The sequence below is a fragment of the Thiorhodococcus mannitoliphagus genome (assembly GCF_010915725.1).
GTDB classification, from domain to species: domain Bacteria; phylum Pseudomonadota; class Gammaproteobacteria; order Chromatiales; family Chromatiaceae; genus Thiorhodococcus; species Thiorhodococcus mannitoliphagus.
Window position 1 is genome coordinate 1 of the sequence record NZ_JAAIJR010000201.1, and the last position, 6,774, is coordinate 6,774.

The 6,774-nt window shown below is 63.8% G+C and carries 4 protein-coding genes; 2 read left to right on the top strand and 2 right to left on the bottom strand.

Annotation, left to right across the window (positions count from 1 at the left end; all coding sequences use genetic code 11):
• The first annotated feature begins 47 nt into the window (after positions 1-47).
• The gene (locus G3480_RS24540; protein WP_240906037.1) at positions 48-3,410 is read left to right on the top strand and encodes an acyl-[ACP]--phospholipid O-acyltransferase; all 3,363 of its coding nucleotides are present in this window, start codon (positions 48-50) and stop codon (positions 3,408-3,410) included.
• A gap of 184 nt (positions 3,411-3,594) precedes the next feature.
• On the opposite strand, the gene rsgA is transcribed toward G3480_RS24540, so the two are convergent.
• Positions 3,595-4,683, bottom strand: a complete 1,089-nt coding sequence (gene rsgA / locus G3480_RS24545; protein WP_164656860.1) for a ribosome small subunit-dependent GTPase A — start codon at positions 4,681-4,683, stop codon at positions 3,595-3,597.
• A gap of 13 nt (positions 4,684-4,696) precedes the next feature.
• Entirely contained in the window at positions 4,697-5,236 is a 540-nt protein-coding gene (locus G3480_RS24550; RefSeq protein ID WP_164656861.1) for a GNAT family N-acetyltransferase, read from the bottom strand.
• A 421-nt stretch (positions 5,237-5,657) separates the two neighbouring features.
• Here G3480_RS24550 and G3480_RS24555 point away from each other — a divergent pair, with 421 nt between their 5' ends.
• Positions 5,658-6,596, top strand: a complete 939-nt coding sequence (locus tag G3480_RS24555; RefSeq protein ID WP_164656862.1) for a 2-dehydropantoate 2-reductase — start codon at positions 5,658-5,660, stop codon at positions 6,594-6,596.
• Positions 6,597-6,774: the final 178 nt, after the last annotated feature.

Genomic DNA, 6,774 nt, shown 5'->3' on the forward strand with positions numbered 1-6,774 from the left:
TGGACTCAGTTCTGGCAGCGCATTGATCAGTTCGGCGCCGAATGCTGTTGCTGAGACATCATTCAGAGGCCGCACTCTATGACGGCGACACGCAGGTCCTGCTGACCGCGATCGTCAATGCGCTCATCCTTCTGCCCTTCGTCTTGCTTTTTACGCCGTCCGGCTTCATCGCGGACCGCTTCCCGAAGAACCGTGTGATGCGTGCCAGCGCCTGGCTGGCGGTTGCGCTGACGCTCTGCATCACGGCCTTCTATTATCTCGGTTGGTTCTGGGCTGCCTTCGCCATGACCTTCCTGCTCGCGGCCCAGAGCGCCTTCTATTCGCCGGCCAAGTACGGTTACATCAAGGAACTGGTCGGGAAGGAGGCACTGGGCTCGGCCAACGGCTGGGCGCAGGCAACGACAACCACGGCCATCCTCGCCGGAATCTTCTTCTTTTCGGTGCTCTTCGAAGCGCGCCTAACGGAGATGGATCTGGGTGATCCGAGCGCCATCACCCAGCGGATCGCGCCCCTCGGCTGGGTCCTGGTGGTCTGCTCCTTGCTCGAACTGGCCCTGGCCTATCGTCTGCCACAGGTCAGCCAAGGCAATGCCATGGGCTTTCGTTGGGGTCGCTATGTCTCGGGCCGCTATCTCAAAGAGAATCTGGGTGCGGCCTGGGGCAATCAGGTCATTTGGCTGTCGATCGTGGGCCTCTCGATCTTCTGGGCGATCTCGCAGGTCATCTTGGCGGCCTTTCCCGCCTTTGCGAAGGACACCCTGGGCGAGACCAATACGGTCGTGATTCAGGGCATGCTCGCCTGCTCCGGGGTCGGCATCATTTTCGGCTCCTACCTCGCCGGGCGTGTTTCGCGGAGCCACATCGAGACTGGGCTCATCCCTATCGGCGCCATCGGCATTGCGCTCTCCCTCTTCGTCTTGCCTGGACTCGGTTCCGCCTGGGCGCATGCCTTCAACTTCCTGGCACTCGGCTTTCTGGGCGGTCTTTTCCTGGTACCCCTGAATGCGCTGATCCAATTCAATGCCGGTGAAAATGGATTGGGACGGGTGCTGGCGGCTAACAATTTTGTCCAGAACGTGGTGATGCTCGGCTTTCTCGGCCTGACGGTCCTCGCCGCCTTCAGTCAGATCAGCGGATGGCCGGTGATGGTGTTCCTGGCCATCGTTGCGCTCATTGGCGCCTTGTACACGCTCTACCAGCTCCCGCAGTCGCTGGTCCGCTTCATCGTCGCGCGCCTGATTGCGACGCGCTACCGGCTGACGGTCATGGGCCTGGAAAACATGCCCGCGCAGGGCGGCGTGCTCTTGCTTGGCAATCACGTCAGTTGGATCGACTGGGCCATGGTGCAAATGGCCAGCCCGCGCCCGGTCCGCTTCGTCATGGAGCGCTGGATCTACGAGCGCTGGTATCTGCGCTGGTTCCTCGACTTCTTCGGTGTGATCCCCATCTCGCGCGGGCGCAGCCGTGAAGCCATCAACACCGTGGCGCGCTTGCTGGACGCAGGCGAGGTCGTTTGCATCTTCCCCGAGGGGACGCTGAGCAAGACTGGGCAGCTGTCGGAGTTCAAGCGCGGCTTCGAGCTGTCCGCGCGTGCCGCCAAGGCGGGCGTCATCTTGCCTTTCTATCAACGTGGGCTCTGGGGCAGCCGCTTTTCCTACGCGAGTGCAAAGCTCCAGGCGAACCGCAAGGATGGCCGCGTCCGCGAGATCATCGTGGCCTTCGGTGCCCCCTTGCCGCTCGAGGCGAGCGCTGAACGGGTCAAACAGGCGGTTTTCGAACTCTCGGTCACCTCCTGGAAGAGCTACGTGGAGTCGCTGCCGACGCTGTCCGGCGCCTGGTTGAGGTCCGCGAAACGCAACCTCGGCAAGCTTGCGGTGATCGACTCGATCGGGACGACCCTCACCAATCGACGTCTGCTGACCGCAGTGCTGCTGTTCGCGGGAAAGATTCGCCGCCTCGCGCCCGAGCCCGCAGTCGGCATCCTGCTGCCGGCGAGCAGTGCCGGCGCCATCGCCAATCTCGCGGCGCTCTTCGCGGGCAAGATTGTCGTCAACCTCAACTACACGGCAAGCGCGGAGGCCTTGCGCGCCGGGGTGACCCAGGCGGGCGTGCGCCACGTCATCACGGCAGACCGCTTCTTGCGCAAGCTCGAGCAGCGCGGGATCGACCTGCAAGCGGCGCTGCCCGGGGTGAGCCTGCATGCCATGGAGCCGATGCGCGCCGAGTTCGGCCGGCTGAGCACGCTGTTCGCGCTCGGCGCCGCGACGTTGCTGCCGGCGGCTCTGCTGACTCGGCTCTTCGGCCGGCCGTCGCGCCCGGATGACACCGCCGCCATCCTTTTCTCCAGCGGCAGCGAGGGGCAGCCCAAGGGCATCGAGCTGACGCACCGCAACATCATGGCCAACGTGCGGCAGATCTCGGACGTGCTCAATACGCGGGCGGACGATGTCGTCTTGTCCAACCTGCCGCTGTTTCATGCCTTCGGTCTCACGGCCACGACCTTCATGCCGCTGCTCGAAGGGGTTCCCGCGGTCTGCCATCCAGATCCGACCGATGCCGTTGGCAGCGCCAAGGCCATCGCGCGCCATCGCGTCACCGTGCTATGCAGCACCTCCACCTTCCTGCGGCTCTACATCCGCAACCGACGCGTCCATCCGCTGATGCTGGAATCGCTGCGCATCGTCGTGGCCGGCGCCGAACGGCTGAGCACGGACGTGCGTGATGCCTTCGCACTCAAGTTCCACAAGGACATTCTGGAAGGCTATGGGGCCACTGAAACGACGCCCGTGGCCAGCGTCAATGTGCCCGATGCCCTGGAGACACAAACCTGGAAGATCCAGTCAGGCTCGCGGCCGGGGACGGTCGGACTGCCGCTGCCAGGAACCAGTTTCCGCGTCGTGGATCCGGCGACACTGGAACCGCTGTCGCCAGGGGAAGACGGTCTTGTGCTCATCGGCGGTGTCCAGGTGATGAAGGGCTATCTGAACGCGCCGGACAAGACCGCGGATGCCGTCGTCGAGCTGGATGGGATGCGCTGGTACAAGACCGGCGACAAGGGGCATCTGGACGCCGATGGCTTCCTGACCATCGTGGATCGCTATTCGCGTTTCGCCAAGCTCGGCGGCGAGATGGTCAGCCTGGGGGCTGTCGAGGAGCAGGTCCGTCGCGCCCTAGGGCGGCCAGACCTCGAAGTCGCCGCCGTCAACCTGCCCGATGCCCGCAAGGGTGAGCGCATCTTGCTCTTGGTGGCCGACGAGGTCGATGCGGACAGCTTGCGCAAGGCCATGCTCGACGCCGGGACCAATCCACTCAGCGTCCCGTCGGAGATCCTGCGCGTCGACGCGATCCCCAAGCTGGGCAGCGGCAAGACGGATTTCGGCGCCGTGAGGCGGCTTGCGGAGGCGGCATGAGTGGGCCTCGATGATCGGTCGTGCACGCGCGCGGTCGGCGGTGGGGCAGCGCCCCGCCGCGACGGACGCGCTTGTGATCCGTCCAACCACTCATCAATGAAGACATCGTCGATAGTGTCGTTTCGCATGAACCAGCGTGGCCTTCAGCCCTGATCGTCAGGCTAATTCGAAGTGCATTCCTTGATCAGGACCGTCGGCGCGACTTGGCGTCCTTCATAACCCTTCGCACCATCTTTCCGAATGCCCGGTCTTTTGTGCGGCGCTCGGCCAGACTCGCGGAATTGAAGGCGTCCTCCGCCATCAGCTTGCGCCAGCGGAGAAGCCGCGCGGAGTCGATTCGGCCATGCTCGATCGCATCCCGGATCGCGCAGCCGGGTTCGCTTTCGTGCTGGCAATTACCAAACCGGCATTGGGCCGAGAGTGTTTGAATGTCCTCGAAGGTCTCGGCGATGCCGGAGGCGGCGTCTGCCAACTGCAATTCCCGCATGCCCGGCGTGTCCAGCACCAGGCAGCCTCCGGGGATGAGGTGCAGCTCCCGGCGTGTCGTCGTATGACGTCCCTTGGCGTCGTCTTCGCGGATGCCCTGCGTTGCGATTGCATCGGTGCCGGCAAGGGCGTTGGTGAGGGTGGATTTCCCGACACCCGACGACCCAAGGAAGGCGACAGTCTGGCCGGGCTTGCACCAGGGCGACAGCACCTCTGGCGGCTCGCCCCCACGAGCGTCGAGCGCGACGACCGGGATCCGGTCCGAGACGGTGCGGGCTGCATCGATCCAGGATGGCAGATCCGTCACCAGGTCAGCCTTGGTCAGGACGATGACGGGCGCAATCTTCGCCTCGAGGGCAAGTGCGACGTAGCGTTCCAGTCGGGCAAGGTTGAAATCCTGATTGCAGGAGGTGACGACGAAGGCCGTGTCGATATTCGCCGCGATCAGTTGCGCCTGCCGGTTCGTGCCTGGCGCACGGCGCTTGATAAGGCTTTTTCGGAACAGGAGGCAGCTCGCCCGAGTCTGATCGCGATCGAGCAGCAGCCAGTCACCCACGGTCGCGTCGGCGCGCGGCGGGATGATCGCGTCGATGCCAGCGCCAAGGATCTGGAGGCCGCTGCGATGGACGGCGACGACGCGCGCCGGCGGCGTGTCGGACAGCGTCTCCACGCTGATCTGCCGCGCGAAGAAGGGTTCCCAACCCAGTGCTGCGAGCGTCGCCAAATCGCGGCTTGCCGACTCGGCGCTCGCGCTGCTGTGAAGGCGGGCGAAGTCCTCAGGGTCCATCACCATGGTTCCTCTACCAGAACACGGGATTGTTGAGCGCCTCGACACAGCGGGACGGGCCTTTCAGCGGCGCCATCGCCCGGTGCGTCAAGGACTGACCCAGCCAGCCTTCGGGACGGCTCAGCGGCATGGGTGCTTGTGCATCCGCCTCGCTGATCGGCACGAAGCCGACCTTGGCATAGTAGCTCGGATCGCCATAGGTTATGACGATGTCGACGCCAGCGCGCCGCAGCGCAGCCAGTCCATGGGTCAGCAGCCGCTGTCCAATGCCCTTCCTTTGCTGATGGGGCGCCACGGCGACGGGGGCGAGAATGAACAGGATCCGTTCATCCTGCTCGTAGGTCAGCCGCGAGAAGATGATGCCGCCAATGACCGTGCCGTCCTCGTCCGCAGTGAAGACGAAGAGATCCTTCTCCGCCGTGCCGTCCAGCAGATTCCGCACCAGTTTCCCGATCAGCTCGCCTTCTTCCTCGCCCTCGGACACAGTGAAGGCCAGGGTGAAGAGGTCAATGATCTCCGCTTCCCGCCCTTTGTGTTCTGTCAAAAACTCCATAATGTCTTCTCCGATGAATAGCCTCATGCCATTGCCCATAAGTCGGTCAGGTTCGCTGAATCATAGGCTTACGCGGTCGATTTTCTGTGCGCCGAGAGGCGAGGAAGTGGCCGGCGCAACGCCCAGTTCCAGCAGTTCCAGAGCAGTTCCAGGGACAGTTTGCTGAACTCCGGAAATCCACTGGAAGCGTCGCAGAAGGGAGACGAGACCCCGGGTGTCGGTCATCCGCGGTTCAGCGTCATGACAGCGCCTGGCGAATCTGACGGCTCCTCGCGTCAAAGCGTCGCTAGGATCACTCAGCCGAGCGGCCCACCATGGCTGGTTGCTGAAGCGATAGCGGTGGCGGATACTGGCAGCTCTGACGCGGATCATGCCGAGAAAATCTGGCGGAATCGCGTGAACGATAGCACCACTCAGCACCATGACATCTCAGACACTCAGCTTCACCATCCTCGGCACGGGCGCCCTGGGCGGCTTCTATGGGGCACGGCTTCTGCATCATGGCTTTCAAGTGCGCTTTATCGCGCATTCCGATGCCGATTATATGCGCCAGCATGGCCTGCGCGTCGATTCGCCCCTGGGTGATCTGCACCACTTCCCGGTGGATGTCTATCGAGCGTCCGATGAAATCCCCCAAAGCGATGTGGTTTGCGTCGCGCTCAAGACCACGCAAAACCATCAGCTGGTCGACCTGCTCCGACCCTTGGTGCGTCCGGGAACCGTCATCCTGAACTTCCAGAACGGCTTGACGATGGAGGAAGCGCTGTCCGAGGCCTTTCCGGACTCCCCGGTGGTTGCCGGCCTCTGTTTTCTCTGCTCGAACAAGCTTGGGCCAGGCCATATCGCGCATTTGGACTATGGCTTGGTGAGCTTTGCGCCCCAGGACGCGCGCGGGCAGGCTTGGGTCCCTCGGCTGATGGATGCCTTCGCGTCGAGCGGCGTCAAGGTCGAGCGCTTTCCCTCACTGCTCAAGGCGCGTTGGCGCAAGCTCGCCTGGAACATCCCCTTCAACGGCCTCTCGGTGGTGCTCGACGCAAACACCGACAGCATCATGAGGGACCCGGATGCGAGGGCGCTTGCCGAGCAGCTCATGGCGGAGGTGGCCCTTGGTGCCGCTGCGTGCGGTGCTCCTTTCGATGCAGGCTTCACGGCAAAGCTGCTCGAGGTCACCGAGGCCATGACTCCCTACGCCCCGAGCATGCGCTTGGACTACCTTGCCAAACGCGCGCTTGAGATCGAGTTCATGTACGACCGCCCGCTGCGTGAAGTGGCGAAGCTGGGCGTGCGTTTGCCAGCGGTCGAGGCCATCGCGCGTCAGCTACACTTTTTGGACAGGCGCAATCGGCAAGGCGACACCTGAATCGTACTCAGTGGCATCACGCCGTCGGCGTTGATCATCGGACCGTCCGGTCGGTTGAGTCGACATTGAGCATCCTTCAGGCAAAGCGACGTGGGAGCGGGGGCCCCCCCCCCCCGACCCCCCCCCCCCGCCGCGGGCCCCCCCCCCCCCGGGGGGGGGGGTGGCCAAAAAAGGTTGA